The 20,340-nt window shown below is 59.7% G+C and carries 16 protein-coding genes; 7 read left to right on the top strand and 9 right to left on the bottom strand.

The window, feature by feature from the left end; genetic code table 11:
- The first annotated feature begins 48 nt into the window (after nt 1–48).
- A complete protein-coding gene (locus C9E91_RS04735) occupies nt 49–1,050 on the top strand; it encodes a transporter (RefSeq protein WP_107107255.1) in 1,002 nt (333 codons plus the stop codon).
- A 76-nt stretch (nt 1,051–1,126) separates the two neighbouring features.
- Here C9E91_RS04735 and C9E91_RS04730 read toward each other — a convergent pair whose 3' ends face one another.
- Complete coding sequence (locus tag C9E91_RS04730) at nt 1,127–1,597, bottom strand: BA14K family protein (protein ID WP_107107205.1); 471 nt, start codon at nt 1,595–1,597, stop codon at nt 1,127–1,129.
- A gap of 296 nt (nt 1,598–1,893) precedes the next feature.
- Between C9E91_RS04730 and C9E91_RS04725 the strand changes: the two genes are divergently transcribed.
- The gene (locus C9E91_RS04725; protein WP_245407418.1) at nt 1,894–2,850 is read left to right on the top strand and encodes a glycoside hydrolase family 25 protein; all 957 of its coding nucleotides are present in this window, start codon (nt 1,894–1,896) and stop codon (nt 2,848–2,850) included.
- On the opposite strand, the gene C9E91_RS04720 is transcribed toward C9E91_RS04725, so the two are convergent.
- Nucleotides 2,822–3,250 carry an ACT domain-containing protein gene (locus C9E91_RS04720; protein ID WP_107107254.1) on the bottom strand — a complete coding sequence of 143 codons (429 nt, stop codon included), beginning with the start codon at nt 3,248–3,250 and terminating at the stop codon, nt 2,822–2,824. The genes C9E91_RS04725 and C9E91_RS04720 overlap by 29 nt on opposite strands.
- Nucleotides 3,251–3,350: 100 nt before the next feature.
- Between C9E91_RS04720 and C9E91_RS04715 the strand changes: the two genes are divergently transcribed.
- Genes C9E91_RS04715 through C9E91_RS04705 form a run of 3 tightly spaced genes read left to right on the top strand, consistent with a single transcriptional unit; the run spans nt 3,351 to nt 6,460 of the window.
- Nucleotides 3,351–3,962: a DUF6656 family protein gene (locus C9E91_RS04715; RefSeq protein WP_107107203.1), complete on the top strand. Its 612-nt coding sequence runs from the start codon at nt 3,351–3,353 to the stop codon at nt 3,960–3,962.
- A 58-nt stretch (nt 3,963–4,020) separates the two neighbouring features.
- Nucleotides 4,021–4,995 carry an L-threonylcarbamoyladenylate synthase gene (locus tag C9E91_RS04710; RefSeq protein WP_107107202.1) on the top strand — a complete coding sequence of 325 codons (975 nt, stop codon included), beginning with the start codon at nt 4,021–4,023 and terminating at the stop codon, nt 4,993–4,995.
- 34 nt (nt 4,996–5,029) lie between these two features.
- Nucleotides 5,030–6,460, top strand: a complete 1,431-nt coding sequence (locus C9E91_RS04705; RefSeq protein WP_107107201.1) for an FAD-binding oxidoreductase — start codon at nt 5,030–5,032, stop codon at nt 6,458–6,460.
- Nucleotides 6,461–6,748: 288 nt separating this feature from the next.
- On the opposite strand, the gene C9E91_RS04700 is transcribed toward C9E91_RS04705, so the two are convergent.
- Nucleotides 6,749–9,718, bottom strand: a complete 2,970-nt coding sequence (locus C9E91_RS04700) for a DNA translocase FtsK (RefSeq protein ID WP_107107200.1) — start codon at nt 9,716–9,718, stop codon at nt 6,749–6,751.
- Between the two features lie 221 nt (nt 9,719–9,939).
- Nucleotides 9,940–12,444 carry a DUF1217 domain-containing protein gene (locus C9E91_RS04695; RefSeq protein WP_107107253.1) on the bottom strand — a complete coding sequence of 835 codons (2,505 nt, stop codon included), beginning with the start codon at nt 12,442–12,444 and terminating at the stop codon, nt 9,940–9,942.
- 321 nt (nt 12,445–12,765) lie between these two features.
- On the opposite strand from C9E91_RS04695, the gene C9E91_RS04690 reads away from it, so the two are divergent.
- Nucleotides 12,766–13,332 (top strand): DUF6101 family protein, encoded by a 567-nt coding sequence (locus C9E91_RS04690; protein WP_107107199.1) that lies wholly within the window; start codon nt 12,766–12,768, stop codon nt 13,330–13,332.
- 72 nt (nt 13,333–13,404) lie between these two features.
- Here the strand turns inward: C9E91_RS04690 and C9E91_RS04685 are convergent, their stop codons facing one another.
- The 3 genes from C9E91_RS04685 to C9E91_RS04675 all read right to left on the bottom strand — a co-directional run bounded on the left by C9E91_RS04685 (nt 13,405) and on the right by C9E91_RS04675 (nt 15,709).
- Nucleotides 13,405–13,860 carry a GNAT family N-acetyltransferase gene (locus C9E91_RS04685; protein ID WP_107107252.1) on the bottom strand — a complete coding sequence of 152 codons (456 nt, stop codon included), beginning with the start codon at nt 13,858–13,860 and terminating at the stop codon, nt 13,405–13,407.
- 50 nt (nt 13,861–13,910) lie between these two features.
- The gene (gene ubiA, locus C9E91_RS04680) at nt 13,911–14,873 is read right to left on the bottom strand and encodes a 4-hydroxybenzoate octaprenyltransferase (RefSeq protein WP_107107198.1); all 963 of its coding nucleotides are present in this window, start codon (nt 14,871–14,873) and stop codon (nt 13,911–13,913) included.
- Between the two features lie 62 nt (nt 14,874–14,935).
- Nucleotides 14,936–15,709 carry a MipA/OmpV family protein gene (locus C9E91_RS04675; protein WP_246451057.1) on the bottom strand — a complete coding sequence of 258 codons (774 nt, stop codon included), beginning with the start codon at nt 15,707–15,709 and terminating at the stop codon, nt 14,936–14,938.
- A 276-nt stretch (nt 15,710–15,985) separates the two neighbouring features.
- Here C9E91_RS04675 and C9E91_RS04670 point away from each other — a divergent pair, with 276 nt between their 5' ends.
- Nucleotides 15,986–16,417 carry a hypothetical protein gene (locus C9E91_RS04670; RefSeq protein WP_107107196.1) on the top strand — a complete coding sequence of 144 codons (432 nt, stop codon included), beginning with the start codon at nt 15,986–15,988 and terminating at the stop codon, nt 16,415–16,417.
- Between the two features lie 82 nt (nt 16,418–16,499).
- On the opposite strand, the gene C9E91_RS04665 is transcribed toward C9E91_RS04670, so the two are convergent.
- Both C9E91_RS04665 and C9E91_RS04660 read right to left on the bottom strand, forming a co-directional pair.
- A complete protein-coding gene (locus tag C9E91_RS04665; RefSeq protein WP_107107195.1) occupies nt 16,500–17,759 on the bottom strand; it encodes a cyclopropane fatty acid synthase in 1,260 nt (419 codons plus the stop codon).
- A 145-nt stretch (nt 17,760–17,904) separates the two neighbouring features.
- Nucleotides 17,905–20,214, bottom strand: coding sequence for a Tex family protein (locus C9E91_RS04660; RefSeq protein WP_107107194.1), 2,310 nt, complete (start codon nt 20,212–20,214; stop codon nt 17,905–17,907).
- Nucleotides 20,215–20,340 lie beyond the last annotated feature (126 nt).

Below are 20,340 nucleotides of genomic sequence, written 5' to 3'. Positions count from 1 at the left end.
ATGAACAATGACTATGGCAATTGCCTTATGGATACGAACAACCCGGCCATGAACACGATCACGTCAGCCACCACGATACCCGGCCTCGTCTGGGCTTATCGCCTGCGTCCCGGCGCGAGTAAGCCGGAGCGGCTGTCCGAAGATACCGAACGCGCCGCGCTGTTTGCCGAGGACGGTTTCCTGTGGCTGCATCTTAGTCTTGTCGATGCCCGCGTGCCCGCCCTTTTGGAGGATGCGCCAGGTCTGAACGAAGCTGCCCGCATGGCGCTCACCACGCATGAGACGCATGCGACCCTCACCGTCGACGAGCAGATGCTCTATGGCACGCTGGTGGATTTTCAGCGAGAGTTCGATCAGGACACGCGCGACATCGGCTGGCTGCATTTCGTGCTCACCGACCGCATGCTCATCACCACCCGGCTGCAGCCGCTGCGCAGCGTCGAGCGGGCGCGCATGCTGATCGAAAAAAACGCCGCCAAATTCACGGGGCCGCTGGATATCTTCGAACTGCTGGTCATCGAGTTCCAGCGCAGCCTGATCTCGCTGGTCATGGAAATGACCGAGGAGCTCAACCTCATCGAGGATTTCGTCTACGAGAACGCCCCGCGGGACGAACGCCGGCGGCTCGCGCCCATCCGCCGGACGATCGTGCGCCTGCACCGGCATCTACGCACCGTTTTGTCACTGATGCGGCGCGCTGCAGCATCCGATGACGAAGAGATGCCGCTCGGCTTCGAGGATGTCGCCGGCCGCTTGACCGGCCGCCTGGAGGCGGTTGATCACGATGTTTACGCGCTGCAGGAGCGCGCCAGACTGCTGCACGAAGAAATCGACTCGAAGCTTTCCTCCGAGATCAACCGCCATCTCTACATTCTATCGATCATGACGGCTTTCCTGCTGCCGCCAACGCTGGTCACCGGCTTTTTCGGTATGAACACGTCAAATTTGCCATTTTCAACCGGCGGCGGCGGCACGGAATATGCCGTCGGCCTTATCATCGCATCGATGGTGTTATCCTGGTGGCTGCTTAAGCGGGTCAACATTCTCTGACGGCATCATATCCATTCATAAAAAACCGCCCGGCGAATGACCGGGCGGTTTTTTATGGATGGACCAAATCTCTTGCTCAGAAGTAGGGCGAATAGCACTGCTGCCGGGGGCCGCGATTGGGCTGGAACGTATTGTCGTAAGCCCGGTAGGAGCGGTAGCGCGCCTCGCACCATTCGACATGGCGCGGGTTGATGTCTCCAGCCGGGGCAACATAACGAGGCTGGCTGGCAATCGCGCCGCCGATGATGGCTCCGGCGCCAAAGGCTGCCAACGGGTACCAATAGCCATCGTAATAGCGATAGCCATAACGATAGCCGGGATAACCGCGATAGCCGCCATACCAGCCACGGCGATAATACGGATAGTACCCGCCATGATAACCGCCATAACGGCGCCACTGAACCTGCTGAACGTCTGTTGGGGCGGCCTTGTCTGCCGCCGCAGCGGGCGCGGCAGGCATCTGCATTGCGAAGGACGGGGTGAAGCTCGTCAGAGCCACCGCGGCCGAAACAGCAATGGTCGCAATTCTTGCACGGAAACCAAGCATTTACATCTCCATTCCTGGCTTATTTTGTGCTCAGCAAATAACGTTCCGTATTGGGGAAGGTTCCCCAAGACAGGGTTCGAGTTACCTGCCGCGCGGCGCCTCCAATAAGGACGCGCCAAGACGCAGCGGTGGCGCATAGTTCTTCCTTAAATCACGACCAATTTAAGGGCTATGCGCGGACCCCACGGAGGTCAATCTATAACGATTTCATTCTTAACCAAGGATTAACCAGCAATCCTTACCATTATTTCATGAAGGGATACCGGCAGACTCACCCTCTGATTTGCAGTTTCCTGATGGTTCTGGCGCTGCTGGGACCGGCTTCCCGCCTCGCGGCCGCTGAAAACCAGCCCTGGAACGATCCCCAGAACGCCCTCATCGTCGATGCCTACGAGCTGAACACCATCGATTGGGATCAGCTTTTGCAGGACAAGCGCATCGCCGCCTTCATCTCGAAGGCTTCCGACGGCCTGCCAGAAAGCTTTAGCTGCACGGGCGATCATGCCGGCGACACCTTTGCGCACTGCAAGACGATGTGGCGTAAATATGCTGTTAGCCGCGAGCTATTTCAGACGCGCCGGATGCTGGCGAAGACGAACGGCCTGCTCTGGGGCGCCTACCACCTTGGACGGCCCGGCAACCCCGTCGACCAGGCCAATCATTTTCTGGATTATGCCGATCCAAAACCGGACGAGTTGATGGTGCTCGATATCGACGGCATGGACACGACCCAATTCATGTCTCTGGATGACGCACAGGTCTTCGTCGGTCACATCAAGGTCAGAACCGGCCGCTATCCCATCCTCTACACCAATCACAACACCGCCCGGTATATCGCCGATCATCGAGAGGACTATCCGATCCTGTCGCGGTTGCCGCTCTGGTATGCCCGCTACAAGCCGGATGTGACAGGCACCTTTCCGCTCGGCAATTGGGACAATTATGCGCTCTGGCAATTCTCCTCATCCGACAATTGCTCGGAGAAGACCTGTCCTTACCGGGTGCCGGGGACACTTACCGATATCGATGTCAACGTCGTTCAGATGACGAAGGTGCAGCTCGCCAAGATATGGCCACAGGGCGATCTGCTGCCCGCCAAACCGGAGCCGGCCCCCATGATCATAGCCAAGGGACCGAGCTGTACCGCACCGCTGCAGACGCTCGTCTCGCTGATGGTCGATCCCATCGTCACCGCAGCGACCACCCAGCCGAAGCCGGTCGAGATCAACGAGTTGAATTATCAGGATTTTTAGAGCGGTTGGAGAGCGCCTTCAATGCCGCCACGGCACGCTCGGCATCGGCGGACGGCACGAAGATATGGTCATGATAATAGGCCGCAATGACATTGGCGCTGATGTCCTCGTTTCCGAGCGCCGTGGCGAAGGCGGCTGTCAGGCCGACCGCTTCCAGCAAGGAGTGGACGTCGAGGCTGATCATTCGCATCGCGGGTTCAGCAGGAAGCTTCGCCTGCCGGGCGGCGTCGATCGGAAGGATCAGCGTCATCCCTTCCTTTTCCTGAAACATCCCGATCGGCTTCAAATGGGCGTAGTCTGACAGCGCTGAAGGCGGCAGGCTGCAAAAAACGAATTCGCCTTCGATGAGATTCGGTTCCATGCTGGAAATCAGCAGTTTGAGATCGGTGATACCCGGTATGGTTCTGATCCTCCTCAAACCGTGAGCGCTGGGCGCGCTTAAGCCCGGCTCAAGCTAGGCGATCTATCAACTTGTATCCATACCCAGACGTGAGTGCCGCATGGCCAAGCTCAGATATTTCGACGCCAAGAAGCCCGCAGAGCCGGAACCGGAATTGCCGGCAGCCGCGCATAGCGAATTCCTGCGCACCGGCCGCATCACCCGCGACAGGGCGCATTGGCTGGCCGAAGAACGGCGCTATCTCAGTTATGAGGAAGTGGCCGAGCGCACGGCGAATAAGCTGCGGAATGCCGGCGAAAAGACCCATGACCGGCTGAACAGCTTTCACCAATCGATTCGTTTTCCGAAGCTCATCTTCCATCACACACTGAAGGACACGCCGCATCTCGGCTATTGCCATGTCACCGCGGCGCGAACCCAATTCGCGCAGTATGAAGAGGTGAGCTGGGCCTTCTACATCGCCAACTTCTTTGCCCGCATCGGCCAAAACGACAATTTCTTCGAGAATATCAGCCTGAAATATTCACGGATGTATTTTGCCGTCGCCGTCCACCCGGATCAGGAATCGCCGGAAAAGAAACTGACGATCAATCGCGAGATCCGAGGCAACGGCGTACTCTTCCACACGCATGATCCGCAGATCGCCGTTCGCAATGTACTGCTGCTTGGCGCGCGAAACGAACAGCTCCGCGACATCATTCGCCAGCTTTGATCATTGATCCCCAAACTTGAAAAGCATAAGAACGGCCTGAATTGCAACCGGTCAGGCCATGGCGCGACACATAGACATTCTCCAACACCCTGAAACAGCAATAGCGGTGGCGTCGGCAACGCTCGCCGAGGGGCTGCCGATCGGGTTGCCGACCGAGACGGTCTATGGGCTTGCCGCCGATGCCACCAATCCCGCCGCCATCACTCGCATCTACGAGACGAAGGGGCGGCCGCGCTTCAATCCGCTGATCTGCCACATGAGCGATCTCGCCATGGCGGAACGATATGCGATCTTCGACCCGATCTCGCGGAAGCTTGCGGAGGCCTTCTGGCCCGGTCCACTGACCCTGGTGTTGCCGCTGCGGCCGGAAAGCGATATCCATCCGCTGGCAACGGCGGGGCTCGATACCATCGGCATCCGCGTGCCGCAGGGTTTTGCTGGCGATCTGATCCGCGCCTTCGGCCGGCCGCTTGCCGCTCCCAGCGCCAATACGTCCGGCAAGATCAGCGCCACCAGCGCCGATCATGTTCACGACGATCTCGGCGAGCGGATTTCCCTGATCCTCGATGCCGGCGCTTCGATCGTCGGCGTCGAATCGACCATCGTCAAGGTCGAGGACGGAGAGATGCGCCTACTGAGACCCGGCGGCCTGGCGGCGGAAGAGATCGAGCGAGTCGCGGGTCAGCCGCTCCGGCGAAAGAACGGCGCTTCGCCTGCCATTGAGGCCCCGGGTATGCTTGCCTCTCATTATGCGCCGGGCGCCGCTGTGCGGCTGGATGCGACGACTATTTTGCCGGGCGAGGCGCTGATCCGTTTCGGCCGGCCGGACATTGCCGGGGTGGAGAACGCGGCCATGGTGCTTGATCTCAGCCCGTCCGGCGATCTCTCGGAAGCCGCCGCCAATCTGTTCGACTTCATGAAACGCGCCGATGGCAGCGGCGCGGCAACGATCGCCTTTTCCAGCATTCCCGACGAAGGCCTCGGCGAGGCCATCAACGACCGGCTGCGCCGCGCAGCCGCGCCCAGAGAGTAAATCCGGTCAAAGACAAATCGGCAAAGGACACGCTATGAGCAGCTCCGCCCCCTCCCCCGCCCTTCTGGATCGCTTTACCGCGATCGTCGGCGAAAAGCATGCGTTGCGGGAGGAGGCTGACATCGCGCCGCACCTCATCGAAAATCGCGGGCTCTATCATGGCGCATCGCCGCTGCTCGTGAAGCCCGGCTCGGTGGAAGAGGTTTCGGCCATCCTGAAGCTTGCCAGCGAGACCGGCACAGCGATCGTGCCGCAGACCGGCAATACCGGCCTTGTCGGTGGCCAGACGCCGCGCGAAGGCGGCTCCGACATTATCCTCTCGCTGGAGCGCATGAACCGCATCCGCGACATTGATCCGGTCGGCAATACCATGATCGTCGATGGCGGCTGCATTCTGGCCGACGTGCAGAAGGCGGCGGAAGAGCATGGCCGCCTGTTTCCGCTGTCGCTCGGCTCCGAGGGCTCCTGCCGCATCGCTGGCAATCTCTCTACCAATGCCGGCGGCACGGCCGTCCTCGCCTATGGCAATATGCGCCAGCTCTGCCTCGGCCTCGAAGTGGTGCTGCCGACCGGCGAGATCTGGAACGGCCTCCGGCGGCTGAAGAAGGATAATACCGGCTACGATCTGCGCGACCTCTTCATCGGCGCCGAGGGAACCCTCGGCGTCATCACCGGCGCGGTGCTGAAGCTCTTCCCGCAACCACTCGGTCATCAGGTGGCCTTTGCCGGCATTCAGTCCCTCGAGGACGCGCTGACGTTGTTCAAGAATGCTTCCAGTCTCTGCGGACCGGCGCTGACCGGTTTCGAGCTGATGCCGCGCATCGGCGTCGAGTTCACCGTCCGCAATATTCCCGGCGTGCGCGATCCGCTGGAAACAGTGCATCCCTGGTATCTGCTGATCGATATTTCCACATCGGATTCGGCTGAAACCGCCGAGCGGATGATGACGACGCTGCTGGAACAGGGGTACGAGGCCGGCTTGGTTCAGGGCGCGACCATCGCCAGCTCCGAGGCGCAGCAGAAGGCGCTGTGGCACATGCGCGAGAGCATGTCGGACGCGCAGAAGCCGGAGGGCGGCTCGATCAAGCACGATGTGTCCGTCCCGGTCGCGCAGATCCCGAAATTCATGCACGAGGCGGAGACGGCTGTGATGGCGGCCATACCCGGCGCCCGCATCTGCGCCTTTGGCCATATGGGCGACGGCAATATTCACTACAACATCTCGCAGCCTGTCGGAGCGGACAAAGCGGAGTTCATTGGCCGTTGGCACGAGATGAACGAGATCGTGCACGGGCTGGTGCTGCAACATGGCGGCTCGATCTCCGCTGAACATGGCATTGGCCAATTGAAGCGCGACGAACTGGCCTCGATCCGCCCAGAAATCGAGATGGACCTGATGCGTCGGATCAAGATGGCGTTTGATCCGGCGGGGGTTATGAATCCGGGGAAGGTTTTGCGGGTTTAGAAAGAGGGGCTTCCGTCTGAAGATCAGAAAGCTCTGTGTATGCCGAGCCTCTGATACCCCCCTCTGTCACTTTCGTGACATCTCCCCCAAGGGGGAGATTGGCAACTCGCGGCATATATTTGCCTCAGACAAACATCGCATCCGCGGAGACCAAAGCATGATGGCATGGTAAAGCGGTCAGCGCACTCCCAACGATCTCCCCACTTGTGGGGGAGATGTCACGACAGTGACAGAGGGGGGTGGCGGAGGCACGGCATATTCGAAACCCCGCGTCCACCCCCCACTGGATCAATCAAAGTCTTCCTGGCTCGCATTGCCGCCACCATTGCGGTTGCCCGAGATGATCTCACGCTTGCCTACATGGTTCGCCGGGCCGACCAGGCCGTCCTTTTCCATGCGTTCCACCAGGGATGCAGCCCTATTATAGCCGATACCGAGGCGGCGCTGGATGTAGGAGGTCGAGCACTTCTTGTCGCGCATGACGACCTTGATCGCCTGTTCGTAGAGATCGTCGCCGTCTTCCGAAGCGATGGCGCCCTTGTCGAAGACAGCCGTATCTTCTTCCTCGTCTTCTTCATCCTCGTCGGCGGTGACCGTATCGAGATATTCCGGACGGCCCTGCAGCTTCAGATGTGCGACGACCTTCTCGACTTCCTCGTCGGAGACGAAGGGACCGTGAACGCGGGAGATGCGCCCGCCGCCCGCCATATGGAGCATGTCACCCTGGCCGAGGAGCTGTTCGGCGCCCTGCTCACCCAGAATGGTACGGCTGTCGATCTTCGACGTCACCTGGAAGGAGATGCGGGTCGGGAAGTTCGCCTTGATCGTGCCGGTGATGACATCGACGGACGGACGCTGGGTCGCCATGATCAGGTGGATGCCGGCGGCACGCGCCATCTGCGCCAGACGCTGGATCGCCCCTTCGATTTCCTTGCCGGCGACCATCATCAGGTCGGCCATTTCGTCGACGATGACGACGATGTAGGGCATCGGCGTCAGGTCCATTTCCTGCTGTTCTTCGATCGGGGCACCGGTGCCCTTGTCGAAGCCGGTCTGAACCATGAGGTGGATCCTCTCGCCCTTTTCGCGGGCCAAAGCGACACGGCTGTTATAGCCGTCGATGTTGCGGACGCCGAGGCGCGACATCTTCTTGTAGCGATCCTCCATCTCGCGCACCGCCCATTTCAGCGCCATGACGGCCTTCTTGGGATCGGTCACGACCGGGGTGAGCAGATGCGGGATGCCGTCATAGACGGAGAGTTCCAGCATCTTCGGATCGACCATGATCAGGCGGCACTGCTCTGGTGTCATGCGATAGAGCAGCGACAGGATCATGGTGTTGATAGCGACCGATTTACCCGAACCGGTGGTGCCGGCAACGAGCAGATGCGGCATCTTGGCGAGTTCGGCGATGACGGGCTCGCCGCCGATCGTCTTGCCGAGGCCGAGCGCCAGCTTATAGCCGCTCTTCTCGAAATCCGCGGATTCGATCATTTCGCGGAAATAGACGGTCTCGCGGGTGACATTCGGCAGTTCGATACCGATGACGTTGCGGCCGGGAACGACGGCGACGCGGGCTGATAGAGCCGACATGGAACGGGCGATATCGTCGGCGAGATTGATGACGCGCGAGGATTTAACGCCAGGAGCCGGCTCGAATTCGTAGAGCGTCACGACCGGGCCGGGACGAACATGGATGATCTCGCCCTTGACGCCGAAGTCCTCGAGCACGCTTTCGAGAAGACCGGCATTCTGCTCCAGCGTTTCCTGCGTCATGATCACGCCGGTCCGGGCGACCGGCTCCTGCAGCAGTTCGCGAGGCGGCGGTTCATATTCACCCTCACCGCTGGGGGCGATCGGCCGCCACTCCGGAAGAGCCAGGGCGTTAGCCCTGCGCGGTGTAATCTGCGACGGCGGCGGATCGATCAGGCGCTGCTTGGCGGCTTCGACAGCGGGAATAACCGGCTTCGCTTCGACGACAGGAGCGGCGGCAGCCGGTGCCGATGTCCGAACCGGCATCGGCGCGACGACCATGACCGGGGCCGGTTTGGCTTCGGCGACAGCCTCGGGTGCGATGGCGAATACTGCGGTGACGAATGCGGGCGGGATGAACGCAGCGGGTTCAGTCGGCTTTGATTCCACGACGGCCGGCGCGGCAGCTTCGACCGGAGCCGGCGCGAAGGGCGCCAATGCCAAGGCTTCCAGCGCGGCAAGCTCGTCCATCACGAATGTGCCGGCAGGGGCAGGCTCGACAGCCGGAGCAGGCTCGGCGGAGGCAGCGGCCGCTATAGCAGGCGAAACCCCGGTTTCCGGTGATGAGGCCACGGCAGGCGATGGGCGGCGGCATTCGACGACGCGGAATTTTGCGATGATCGATTCGACCCGGGACTGGATCTCCGGAACGACTGCCGGCTGGACCGGCTTGCCTCTGACGGCGGCAAGAAATTCGCTTTCGAAGGGCATGGCATCCCAGAAGGCGAAATCGGAGAGATTGACGAGCCGCGACTCGACCACAGGCGCGGCAACGGATTCTGCAGTTTTCGGCAATGACGGCGAGGCATCCAGCGCGATCGCTGGAGCTTTATGAAATGCGGTAGCGATGACGGTCATCTCCAATGCGTCCGGCTCCATCGCCGGAGATTTCTGAATTACGGTAGGCTTGTAGGTTTCAGCCGCGAACGGCATGTCCTCCCATGGCGGCAGTTGGAAATCGGCCGCCTGCTCCGTCTGTGAATTATCGATCGAGACATGTGATTCGATGATGACCGGCGGCTCAACGACGCGCATGGCGGCGTGGTTCACCGCCGCAGGCGCCAGGACGGGCGCAGGTTCCGCAGGCGGGCGCCGGCTGATGATCTCGGTTTCGCGCGTGCGGGTGAAACGGACGTTCGGTCCCATCAGGAAGGCGTTTTGCCAGCCGGGTGAGGCAAGCTCCTCGGCCGAAATCCCATGCGGCGTAACGGGCATGATGGGGCCGCCTGCCGCCGTGCTGGCTTGCAAGGCTTCGACGACAGGCTTTGGCGCCGCGGCGATCCGCAGGCGTGCCTCTTCGGCGAGCCGCAATTCTTCCTTGCGGCGCTGTTCTTCAGCGCGCTGCTTTGCCTCGCGGGCATTGCGGATCTTTTCTTCCAGGAAAGCGCGGCGAGCGGCGATCTGCTCGGCCCGGCGGGCTTCTTCCGCGACCTGCTCCGGGTCGAGCTCTCCCTCCTGCAGGAAGCCCGTTGCCGCATTCGAAATGTTCGTTCGAGAAAGACGCATGAGACCTGCAACCCAGTCATTGATATTGCCGTTGGCTTCTCAAATCGAATAGGGCAAAGACGGTTAATAAGTTCCTTCCGATTGATGTCGAATGCGCTTATTCCACGTCTCCGGAGCCTGTAGGCGCCTCATGCTGGCACGACTGCAACAGGCGCATCGACGGCTTCGCGCCGCACATTGAAGCGGCGCGAACCAACCATCATTTTTTTCGAAACGGTTCGCTATTTATTGGAAAGCTGGGCGATCGACAGCAGCGTATCGGCGCTGATGCCGACGGTCGAGGAACCCGTTAAGATCGACAGTGCGGGCGATGTCGACGAGGTCGTATTGTTCTGCATGTCGTACATGGCGGAGAACCGCTGCAGAAGCTTGGTGACCTTGTCCGGGTCCTTCAGATCGCTGACATCGATAACTTTGCCCAACACCTTGGCCTGCTGATCGACATCCATCGACGAGATCGAACTCGGCAGGCTGAAGGTCGTCGTGACGACCTGATAGAGCGCGGTGTCGCCCATGATATCGTAGATGGAATTAATGTCCGGCGCCTTGCGCTGGAAATAGAGAGCCAAGCGTACGCCGGGGTTGCTCTCTCCCTGCTGATCCTCGAGGGTTTGATGCAGGAAGAGGTCGTTCGTCTGGTCGATCGCGCCCTGGTTTTGCGTAGTGCCCAGTTTCGAGTCAGTCAGGTTTCCGGCTGTATCGAAGTTGAACGCTTCGACGATGCTCTTGAACTGAGAGCCATCATCCGTGTTGATGAAACTCTTGGAGTTGCTCGGATCGGAAGCGAAAGCCTTCTTCAGCGTCGCGGTGGTGACGCTCTTCGGGTCGATGCCATTGGCAGTCAGGATGAAATTGGTGAGCTTGCTGTCGGCCAGAAGATCGGTGACGCTGGTGACCTTGACGATATTGGTCGCAAAATAGGTGGCGGCATCCTTTGCATCGCTTGCGGCCTTTGTCTCCTGAGCACCCGTCAGCCCTGCAGTCACGCTGCTGGAATATTTGGAGATGTAGCTATTGATCTGTGTCTGGGACAAAGACTGAACGGGCGGCTTCAACTTGCCTTTACTATCGAAATTGAAGGCTTTGGCGAGATTGGTGAAACGCGTGTCCTTGAGCGAGCTGACATAGCTTTTCGAATCGTAGGGATCGCTTTCGAGAATCTTCTTCATCTGCGTCTTCGACATCTCGTCCGAGCTGATACCGTAGGCGCGCAGCGCCATTTGGTAGATCTCGGGAAGATCGTCATTGGACGTGTTGCTGTCGGCGGTGGCGTTGGTTTTGAAGAAGTCGTCGATCGTCTTCACACTGGCGATGCGGGTCTTGTAGTTGCTGACCGCATCGGTGGTCAGTGACGACTGCGACGTCGCGTAATTTTTCATATAGGCGGTCGATGCGGCGGTGATCTCCGCCTGTGACTGCGCCACGTCGCCTGACGCCAGTGTGCCATCCGACTGAAAGTTGAACGCCGCAACAACATTACTCAGGCCGAAAATGGAGGCGGTGGTGGAGTCCGAGAACGCGTTTTTGAATACGACGGCGGGGGTGCTCGCATCGATCCCATAGGCCGTCTTGACGTAATCGAAGAGCCGGGTGTCCGATGTCAGTTCGTCGATCGAGGTGATGGAGCCGATGTGGTCCTTATAATAAAGATCGTTATCCGTGGCGCCGACATCGGTCGTGAATGAGGGAACGGTGGAATTGTAAGCGCTCATGACGTCGGCCGTCTGACCGAGTGTCTGCGGGCCGCCCGGATAATTCGTCGCATAGGCTGACGTCGTCGTGCTGAGCTGGGTGGCGGTCTGCGCCTGCTCGCCGCTAGCGACCGTGCCGTCGGACTGGAAATTGAACTGCGCCAGCACACTGGTCAGCCCGTTGGACTTTGCAACGCTCGCATCCTCGGCCGAGGCATTGAATTGGGCTGCGGTGATGTAGGACGGGATATCGAAGGCCGTTTTGACATAGTCGAACAGCTTGGGATTAGAGGTAAGCTCATCGACGGAGGTGATCGAGCTGATCTGGCTCTGATAGTAGGTCGTGTCGGCGTCCGCGGTCGTCGTCTTCACGCTTCCATCGGCATTGAAATTGAACTCGGCGACGATCGCCTTGTCGGCGGCGCTGCCGTTCTGATTTACGAAGCTGCTGGAATCGCTGAGGTCGCTCGTCAGCATCTGCTTCAGGAATGTGTTCGACACATTCGTCGGATCGATGCCATAGGCCTGCAGCACATAGTTTCTCAAGCGCGTGTTACCCAGGAGATCATCCACGGTCTTAACGTCGCTGATATGCTGGCTGTAATAACTTGTTTCAGTCTCGGCGTTGGTCTCCTCAGTCGTAAACGACTGCTTGTAAAGGCCGACCAGATCGTCTTCCTGTTCACTGGATTGCGCCGAAGAGGAGCTGCTCGTGCCGAAATTGAACGCCGCTGCGAATTCCTTGTAGCGCGAATCCGTCAGCTTGTTTGCGAAACTGCTGGAGTCGCTGAGGTCGCTGGTCAGCACCTGTTTCATAAAGGCCTTGGCATAGGTCATGTCCGAAAGACCGTAGGCTTCCATAGCGTAGCTATAGAGCTGATAGTCGTTCATGAAGTCGTCGACGCTGGTGACCTTGCCAATATTGGCGTTGTAATAATCGATCTCGCGCTTGTTCTCAGGCTGCGTTGCCACCTGTTTGAGCGTCGTCGCCATGCTCCGGGTCGCGATCGAATAGCCAAGATAGGTGGATATCATCAGCGTGAACCCCAATAAGTCTCTAATATATGCAGGCGAATCTATCGGCAATATCGCAGGTAAACCTTACCTGAGACTTACAATACTTCCTCTACCGCCTGCGTCAGATCGGGACACGGACGGCCAGCCAAGCATTCATCTAATAGAAACCCTGCCACATTCGATTTTGCTAACCATTTGAGGACGCAAAGTTTTCTTAACCGCGATTTTTAAGCTGTCTGGAAGGGGGGCCGCCTAATCTGCACCCAACGAGAGGACATGAGGTTCTCCGTAAGAAGACCGGAAAACCGGCTCTCAGGTAAAGCAAGGGTAGAGATTTAGATGACTAATACCGTCCTGAAGCCCGACTGGGCTGGAACCACACTGCGGCTTGATCCGACGCGCTTTCCGCAACAGGTCAGCTATGCCATGCGCGGTACCGCGGGTGATGTCACCATCACGATCGACGAGCGTGGCGCAGTGCTGCGCAAGATATTGCCGTCCAGCGGTCTGCCGCTGTCGGTCGCATTACCAAAGCGTGCCTTCAAGGGCGTCGCCGCCCGTGCCATCGACCATGGCGACGGCGAAGTCACTGTGACACTGGAATTGCATCATGAGGACCCGGATCTCTGCATCCCCCTCCTCGTCGCCCATGATTTGAGCGATATCGCCGCCGACTGGCGCTCATGGTCGGAAGCCTTCCGCATTCCGATGATGATGATCGAAGCCGATGGCGTTGCCCGTCCGCTGGAAGAGCATCTGGGCGGCGTCGCCACCCGTGACCTCCAGCCCCGTCGCCGTCACGCCTATTTCGCCAATCGCCGCCCGCGCTTCCTCGTGCGCCGCACGACCGGCAAGCTCGGCGTTAAGATGAAGATCGAAGGCCGCGAGATCATCGCGCGGAGTTAAAATACCCGAGATCAAAATCGCAGCATATTGCCCATGATCGGCCGCAGGCATTCAGCCATGCGGCCGATATGGCTATTGCTCCAGCGAACGCTCCATAATGATCGTCCGTTCATCCCCGTGGAAGTTATCCCTCACGGCCTGATAGCCCAACTTCGCATAGAAAGCCTGCGCCGTGACGGACGACGGCACGGCAAGGGTCGTGATACCCTTACCACGCGCTATCAACTCTATTTCGGCCATCAGTTGGGTTCCCACTCCCTGTCCCTGCATCGATGGGGATACGAACACGGTGCGGATTACCGCGCCGTCGAGACTGGCAGTGCCTACGACATTTTCGCCGTTCGTCGCCACGCAAACAATCCGGCTTGCCAAGAGCTTTCGCACCGCGGCGGGAGTGAAATTCTGTGCGACGCGGGAGATTATGTCCTGCGAATAATCCTTCGCATTGGTTTCGCGAAGAGCGGACAAGACCACTGCGCTGATGGCCTCCACATCCGCTTCCTGAGCCAATCGGATGCTATATCCCATGCTGAGCACCCACCGCTTATAGCAAAACCGTAACGCGGCCGTCTTTCACATCACGGAACGAGAAATAGAAACGACAGGAAGAGGCCGGCGAAGATGATGAGGCCGACCTTGCCGTTGGATCTGAACAGGATCAGGCATTGTTGCCCATCGTTGATGTCGAGCACGGCAATCTGATAGGCGAACATGCCGCCGGCGACGAGAAGGCCGATATAGGAGAGCCACCCTGCTCCCGCCAGTGCAAAGGACAACAGCAGCAGCAGCAGCGCCGTACCGTAGAGGCCAACCAGCCAGAGGCGCGTCTTGTCGCCGAAGAGCCGGGCGGTGGAGCGCACGCCGATCAGCTCGTCATCCTCCTTGTCCTGATGGGCATAGATCGTGTCATAACCGATCGTCCACAGGATGGCGGCGGCATAAAGTACGATGGGGGCGAGCGACAGGCTGCCGAACAGTCCGGCCCATCCCATCAGCGCACCCCAGGAGAAAGCCAGCCCCAGGAAAAACTGCGGCCAATCGGTAAAGCGCTTGGCAAAGGGATAGAGCGCGACGATGGCGAGCGACAACACGCCGAGAACGACGCTGAACCAATTGAACTGCAGCAGGACCAAAAGGCCGACCAGCGCCTGCAGCGCTATGAAAACCTTCGCCTGCCAGCGCGTGACGCGGCCGGAGGGCAGCGGGCGTGAGCGCGTGCGGGCCACTTCCATGTCGATCTCATGATCGACCAGATCATTATAGGCGCAGCCGGCGCCGCGCATGGCAACGGCGCCGACGAAATAGAGAAAGAGGTGGTAGATCAGCAAAAAGCCGGGCGAGGCCTTGCCCGCCGCCAGGGCGGCATTGGCCGCCAACGTGGCCGACCAGAAGCACGGCCACATCAAAAGCTCCCAGCCGATCGGCCGATCCCAGCGCGCGAGCTGCGCGTAAGGCCAAAGCGCCGGGGGCAGGACGCGGTAAACCCAGTTGCCGGAGGACGCGTCTGCGACGCGCCCATTGATGTCGCCTGTCTTTTGCATAGACGACTAGTAGTGATATCCAGCGCCTGCGGTCAAGCGGCGGGGCTGAAGCCCCGCTCTTTTCAGTTCATCGTGAAGTTGAACTTGTAGCTGGCGGAAACGCCCACCAGCAACTGGTTGCGGTCGCCGCGCTCGCGCACGAGGCTGCTGTCGGCTGCCGGGCCGGTCAGGCGGCTGTATTCGACAAAGGCGCTCGTGGTCCAGTTCTGCGTCGCCTTCCAGGTCAGCGCGCCGCCAGCGCCGACGGACTTTATACCGCCGCCCGGATTGTAGCGGCTGAGGCCGGATGCCGCCGACTCCTTGGCGTTAACGCCGTAATAGGTGTCGAAATAATCGGGGGAAGCGAGCGTCATGCGCGGGCCGCCGGAAAGGCGCAGTTCCGGCGTGATATCGGTGAAGGCGTCGACAGCGGCATCGGCGACAACGCCGCTATGGGCGCGAATACCCTGGCGGACTTCGACGCGGGCACGCAGCCAATCGGTCGGATAGGCTTCGACGAAACCGCCGGCTTCCGCGCCCCACTTGACCTTCTTCAGGCCCTTCAGTTCGTGACCATCGCTGGAATCTCGGCTCGGCACAAATTTGCCGACGATACCGGCCCGGATACCGTCATTGTCGATGAACGCAAAAGAGGGATTGTCGTTGCGGGAGGAAAAACGCGGGCCTGGGCCCTGTTTGCCAACCGAGATCAACGGCGACCATTGCAGCTTGTTGTGTTTGCTACCTTCGAATTTCGGCGCCGTGAAACCGGCTGCACCGACGCTTAGATACCAATCACCCGACCAGAAATGCTGGCCGTCTCCGGCGAAAGCGGCGCCCGCCGAGGCGGAAAACAGGCCGAGGGTGAAAAATAGACGCGATTTCGCAAACACAACGCAACTCCATAATACGCAATACAAAAGGCCATACACACCCTCAGAGTGGCCGCAAATTATCCCGATCACGTTACCGCTCTCTTAACCAAACGCGCCTGAATTCGGGGAATAACGGCGAAACTTTAAGGGCGATTTCTTCGGATTCTAGCCTGCGCCGATGTGTCGCGGTGATTTAATTCCGGCATAGGATACTCAATCATGGGTATTACCTAAGGCATTATTCAGGAATAGACCGGAATGAATACTATCTCTTTGATTTCTCTCAGCGCATTTATCGGTATCGGCATGACGCTTTCAGGCTGCGTTGGCACGCCGCTTGATGGCGCCAAACAAAACCAATACTCCCACAGAGTGATCTCCGGCAAAAAGACCGCTCTTGGCATGGCCGCTTCCGTGAAGCGAGACTGCACGTTCAACTCCTATCCCTATACGGGGATCATTAAGCAACCCAGCCACGGCAAGGTCACTTTCGAACATGGCCCGGTTCGCGTGAAATACGACAAGGACAGCGATGCTTATATCTGCAGCGGCAAACCGGTTGAGGGAACGACGGTCTATTACACGTCCGATCCCGGCTTCACCGGCACGGATCAATTCGGCCTGCGCATGACCGTGTTGTATGCCAATAAAGTCAATGACGAGAATCTGACCGTTCAAGTGGTCAAGTAATACATGCCCGGCAGGGCCGAAATGAATGCGCCGGGTTACGGAAACTCATGGCTCGGCGCAATCTCAAACAGCAGCGGTCGCTTTAGAACGTCACCTTTTCCAGCGGCGCTCTGGTCGCCTCGAATAGTCTGAGTTTCGCTTCCCGCTCGGCGATGTAATTGCGGTTGTCGGGAACAGCGAACTGGTTCTTGGTAATCTGGAGCTGCATGATGAAGAGTTCATCCCAGCGGAAGCCCATTTCCGAGCCGGCCAGATAGAATTCCCACATGCGGAAGAACTTCTCGTCGTAGAGCGCGACAGCCTCCGCCTTGCGCGCCACGAAACGATTGCGCCAGTGCCGCAGCGTATGGGCATAATGCATCGGCAGGACTTCGACATCCTTGACCATAAGCCCGGCCTTTTCCAGCGGCGCCGTTGCCTCTCCAACAGAGGGAATGTAGCCGCCAGGGAAAATGTACTTCTCGATGAAGGCGTTCGTGGCGAAGCTCGGCTTCGGACGGGCGATGGAGTGCAGCACCATGACGCCGTTGTCGTCGAGCAATTCGTGGACCTTGCGGAAGAACTTGCCATAGTCGCCGATGCCGACATGCTCGAACATGCCGACCGAGACGATGCGGTCGAACTTCCTGCCTGTCAGATAGCGGTAGTCCTGAAGCTCGAAGCGCATGCGGTCGGACAGCCCACGCTTGGCGGCGCGGCCGCGCGAAACTTTGAGCTGCTCTTCGCTGAGCGTGATGCCGGTGAAATCGAGGCCGGGATTGGCTTCGGCAAGATACATGCCCATGCCGCCCCAACCGGAGCCGATCTCAAGAACGCGCTGACCTGGCTCGACCAGCAGCTTGGCGGCGATATGGCGCTTCTTGGCCAGTTGCGCTTCGTCCAGACTGATGCCAGGCGGCACGAAATAGGCGCAGGAATACTGCCAGTCATCATCAAGGAAGAGATCGAACAGCTTGGCCGACAGGTCATAGTGATGCGCAACATTGTATCTGTTGCGGTTGATCGGCGAGCGGCTCTTGATCTGCTGCCAGGCAATGCGGCCGATCAGGAGCGCCGCCATGCGCAGGTCAAAAATCTCGTTGGTGGTATTCTGCTTCACGAGCGAGAGGAATTCATAGATATCCCCGTGCTCCAGAATGAAGCGCCCCTCCATGTACATTTCACCGAGCTTCAGGGTCGGATCGCGCGCAACCGCGTCCTCCGCCTGTTGGTCGGCGACGCGGACGGCAACCATTTCGCCGGACCCATCGCCGATCATATGCGTCTCGCCGGACGCGAGTGTAAGTTTCAGAGAGCCTTTACGGACGATTTTTTTGACAATCGAGAAGAGTGCCGACGCCATGGACGCCTCGCCTATGATGACATGACATTAGCGCTGACTTTAACGCGTCACATCAATGTGGCAAGCGCACCTTTTCGCACTCGTTAGCGCTCCGGCAACAACTCTGCCAGAGTGTGACATTCTTGCACTGAGTCTCGCTAAGTCCTTATTTTCGTTTGAGCGCGTCCGCCAGAGCGGCGCCGAAGCTGCCCTGCTGCTCCGGTTTCGGACCACTGTCACGCCTACCGCCTGCGTTGTGCCCGCTATTTTTTTCGCGTGACTGCTGCCCAGGCGTTGCTGCCACGGCGCTGACATCCTTGCGCATGGAGAGGCCGATTCGTTTGCGTTTGACGTCTACCTCCACAACTTTCACTTTCACGACGTCGCCGGCCTTGACCACTTCATGCGGGTCCTTCACGAAGCGGTCGGCGAGCTGCGAGACGTGGACAAGGCCGTCTTGGTGGACGCCGATATCGACGAAGGCGCCGAAGGCAGCGACGTTGGTCACCGTGCCCTCCAGCAGCATGCCGGGCTTGAGATCGCCGATCTCGTTAACCCCTTCGGCAAAGGTCGCGGTCTTGAAGCTCGGGCGCGGATCGCGGCCGGGTTTTTCGAGTTCGGCAAGGATGTCGCGCACTGTCGGCAGGCCGAATTTTTCGTCGATGAACTGGCGCGGATCGACCGCCTTCAGCACGGCGGCATCACCCATCAGGCTGCGCAGATCACGGCCGCAGGCGGCCACGATCCGCTTGGCCACGCCATAGGCTTCCGGATGCACCGATGAGGCGTCGAGCGGCTCCTTGCCATCGGGAATGCGCAGGAAGCCGGCACATTGTTCGAAGGTGCGCTGGCCGAGGCGCGCGACCTTCAGGAGGTCGCGGCGGGTCTCGAAGCGTCCCTCCCCGTCGCGATGCTTAACGATCGCGTCGGCAATCGACGGGCCGAGACCGGAGACGCGCGCAAGCAGCGGCGCCGATGCCGTGTTGAGATCGACACCGACCGCGTTCACCGCATCTTCCACGACCGCATCGAGCGAGCGTGACAGCTTCTGCTGATCGACATCGTGCTGATACTGGCCGACGCCGATCGACTTCGGCTCGATCTTCACGAGTTCCGCCAGCGGATCCTGCAGGCGACGGGCAATGGAGACGGCGCCGCGCAGCGACACGTCGAGACCAGGGAATTCCAGCGCGGCCGTTTCCGAGGCGGAATAGACGGATGCGCCTGCCTCCGAAACAATCACCTTAGTCGGTTTCGGTGCCGGCAGGTCGGCGAGCATATCGGCCACCAGTTTCTCCGTCTCGCGGCTGCCCGTGCCGTTGCCGATGGAAATCAGCTCGACCTTGTGCTTGCGTACGAGTGCAGCCAACGTCGCCTGCGTGCCGCGCACGTCGTTTTTCGGCGGGAAGGGATAGACCGTCGTCGTCTCCAGCAACTTGCCCGTGCCGTCGACTACGGCAACCTTGACGCCGGTGCGGATGCCCGGATCGAGACCCATGGTCGCGCGCGATCCCGCCGGTGCCGCGAGCAAAAGATCCTTCAGATTGCGGGCGAAGACGTGGATGGCCTCCTCTTCGGCGCGTTCGCGCAGCTCTCGCATCAGGTCGAGCGACAGCGACATGGAAAGCTTGACCCGCCAGGTCCAACTCGCGACATCCATCAACCAGCGGTCACCGGGTTTGCTCGTGCCGATCTCGTAAGCCGACACAATCATCCGCTCGACCGGCTTGTTCGGCGAGACGGCATCGACGTCGACCTCGATGGTCAGGGTCAGCACTTCCTCATTCCAGCCGCGCAGCATGGCAAGCGCGCGATGGCCGGGAGCGGTTGCCCAGCGCTCCTGATGTTCGAAATAGTCGGCGAATTTCGCGCCCGCCTCCTGCTTGCCGTCGACGACCCTGGCCTTCAGCACCGCATTCGTTTTCATATAGGTGCGCAGCTTGCCGAGCAGATCGGCATTTTCGGCAATGCCTTCGGCGATGATATCGCGCGCGCCTTCGAGCGCCGTCTTCACATCGGGCACGTCGGCGGTGATGAAACCCTCGGCAAGGACGGCCGGCTCCTTGGAGCGATCGGCAAGGATGGTATCGGCAAGCGGGCCGAGGCCGCGCTCCCTGGCGATTTCGGCGCGGGTGCGACGCTTCGGCTTGTAGGGCAGATAAAGATCTTCCAGCTCTGCCTTGGTGGCGACCACGGCGATCTTGCGCATCAGCTCGTCGGTCATCTTGCCCTGGCCGGTAATCGACTCGACGATCGCCGCACGGCGGGCCTCCAGCTCGCGCAGATAGACGAGGCGCTCCGCCAGCGTGCGCAACTGACCGTCGTCGAGACCGCCGGTCACTTCCTTGCGGTAGCGGGCGATGAATGGCACCGTCGCGCCTTCGTCGAGAAGCTCGATCGCGGCCTTGGCCTGATCCGCACGCGAATTGATCTCAGTGGCGATGGTTGCGGCAAGGGAGCGAATATCGGCGGCCATATGATTCTCTGAACTTGATAGAAGTGCGGGGACCATAGTGCCACAAAAAGGCGTGGCAATGTTGTAGCCTGGGCCTCCACAGGATTTGCCGCTTGACCTTTGGTCCAACGGCCCTTAACCGCGCAA

Origin of the sequence: Rhizobium sp. SEMIA4064 (genome assembly GCF_003025035.1) — a bacterium.
GTDB classification, from domain to species: domain Bacteria; phylum Pseudomonadota; class Alphaproteobacteria; order Rhizobiales; family Rhizobiaceae; genus Rhizobium; species Rhizobium paranaense.
The sequence above is the reverse complement of the archived record's forward strand: the minus strand, read 5'-3'. Positions and strand labels throughout refer to the sequence as shown.

Bases quoted from the DNA above. Each gene is read 5' to 3' on its own strand.
- C9E91_RS04735 (WP_107107255.1), top strand. From the start codon at position 49: ATGAACACGATCACGTCAGCCACCACGATACCCGGCCTCGTCTGGGCT.
- C9E91_RS04730 (WP_107107205.1), bottom strand. From the start codon at position 1,597: ATGCTTGGTTTCCGTGCAAGAATTGCGACCATTGCTGTTTCGGCCGCG.
- C9E91_RS04725 (WP_245407418.1), top strand. From the start codon at position 1,894: ATGGTTCTGGCGCTGCTGGGACCGGCTTCCCGCCTCGCGGCCGCTGAA.
- C9E91_RS04715 (WP_107107203.1), top strand. From the start codon at position 3,351: ATGGCCAAGCTCAGATATTTCGACGCCAAGAAGCCCGCAGAGCCGGAA.
- C9E91_RS04710 (WP_107107202.1), top strand. From the start codon at position 4,021: ATGGCGCGACACATAGACATTCTCCAACACCCTGAAACAGCAATAGCG.
- C9E91_RS04705 (WP_107107201.1), top strand. From the start codon at position 5,030: ATGAGCAGCTCCGCCCCCTCCCCCGCCCTTCTGGATCGCTTTACCGCG.
- C9E91_RS04700 (WP_107107200.1), bottom strand. From the start codon at position 9,718: ATGCGTCTTTCTCGAACGAACATTTCGAATGCGGCAACGGGCTTCCTG.
- C9E91_RS04695 (WP_107107253.1), bottom strand. From the start codon at position 12,444: ATGATATCCACCTATCTTGGCTATTCGATCGCGACCCGGAGCATGGCG.
- C9E91_RS04690 (WP_107107199.1), top strand. From the start codon at position 12,766: ATGACTAATACCGTCCTGAAGCCCGACTGGGCTGGAACCACACTGCGG.
- C9E91_RS04685 (WP_107107252.1), bottom strand. From the start codon at position 13,860: ATGGGATATAGCATCCGATTGGCTCAGGAAGCGGATGTGGAGGCCATC.
- ubiA (WP_107107198.1), bottom strand. From the start codon at position 14,873: ATGCAAAAGACAGGCGACATCAATGGGCGCGTCGCAGACGCGTCCTCC.
- C9E91_RS04670 (WP_107107196.1), top strand. From the start codon at position 15,986: ATGAATACTATCTCTTTGATTTCTCTCAGCGCATTTATCGGTATCGGC.
- C9E91_RS04665 (WP_107107195.1), bottom strand. From the start codon at position 17,759: ATGGCGTCGGCACTCTTCTCGATTGTCAAAAAAATCGTCCGTAAAGGC.
- C9E91_RS04660 (WP_107107194.1), bottom strand. From the start codon at position 20,214: ATGGCCGCCGATATTCGCTCCCTTGCCGCAACCATCGCCACTGAGATC.